Source organism: Undibacterium paludis (assembly GCF_022568815.1).
Classification (GTDB): Bacteria; Pseudomonadota; Gammaproteobacteria; order Burkholderiales; family Burkholderiaceae_D; genus Undibacterium.
On sequence record NZ_JAKZHX010000050.1, the window covers coordinates 1 to 1,221 of the forward strand.

At 49.6% G+C, this 1,221-nt stretch carries 1 protein-coding gene; it reads left to right on the top strand.

What is annotated here, in order from left to right:
• Positions 1 to 114 precede the first annotated feature (114 nt).
• Positions 115 to 1,164 (top strand): IS481 family transposase, encoded by a 1,050-nt coding sequence (locus LZ463_RS28855; RefSeq protein WP_241459773.1) that lies wholly within the window; start codon positions 115 to 117, stop codon positions 1,162 to 1,164.
• Positions 1,165 to 1,221: the final 57 nt, after the last annotated feature.

Sequence of the window (1,221 nt, forward strand, 5' to 3'; positions counted from 1 at the left end):
TGTAGTAGTTTCGATTTGATCTGACAGTAAGGCCTTGCCAAAGGTGAGGTTACCCGGTTTGATAGAGGTGCGAATCTTTATTAAACCAGCGCGCAAGCGCCAAGGAGTAACCTCATGAGTAGTATTTCTCAGAATGTCATTAAACACAAGGTTGGCCTTCTCAATCTTGCCAGTGAACTTGGTAACGTGTCACGAGCCTGCAAGGTCATGGGCTTTTCCAGAGATACGTTTTACCGGTATCAGTCAGCAGTAGAGAAAGGCGGTGTTGAAGCGCTGCTGGACGCGAACCGCAAGAAACCCAATCTCCGTAATCGTGTTGATGAGGCGACGGAATCAGCGGTTGCCGCCTTTGCCGTGGAACAACCTGCTTTTGGTCAGGTGCGAGTTTCTAATGAGCTACGCAAGCGCGGTATTTTCGTTTCCCCTTCTGGCGTCCGGTCAATATGGTTAAGACGCAACCTGGAGTCCTTCAAGAAGCGTCTGGCAGCCCTGGAGCGCCATGTTGCAGAAACCGGCGAGGTGCTGACAGAAGCCCAGGTCGTAGCACTGGAGAGAAAGCAGGACGACGATGCCGCACACGGTGAAATAGAAACTGCCCACCCTGGGTATCTTGGTAGTCAGGATACTTTCTATGTCGGCACGATCAAAGGTGTAGGACGTGTCTATCAACAGACCTTTGTTGATACCTATTCGAAATGGGCAGCCGCCAAGCTGTACACCACCAAAACGCCTATCACTGCAGCAGATCTGCTCAATGACAAAGTCTTGCCTTTCCTGGAAGAGCAAGGCATGGGCTTAGTTCGTGTTCTGACAGATCGTGGAACGGAATACTGTGGCCGACCAGAGACGCATGACTATCAGTTGTATCTGGCGCTCAATGACATTGAACATACCAAAACCAAGGTACGCCACCCACAGACCAATGGCATTTGCGAGCGCTTCCATAAAACCATACTGCAAGAGTTTTATCAGGTTACTTTCAGGCGCAAGATATATCGTTCCATGGAGGAACTGCAGCATGACCTGGATGACTGGCTCATGTATTACAACGATGAGCGAACGCATCAGGGGAAAATGTGCTGTGGACGCACACCGATGCAAACACTGATTGACGGAAAGGAGGTGTGGCACGATAAAATCACCACATTGAATAACTGCATTTGATCTGACAATCGCCGTCTTCAAATCGGGTAACTGTCAGATCAAGTCGCGACTACTACA

Bases quoted from the DNA above. Each gene is read 5' to 3' on its own strand.
- LZ463_RS28855 (WP_241459773.1), top strand. From the start codon at position 115: ATGAGTAGTATTTCTCAGAATGTCATTAAACACAAGGTTGGCCTTCTC.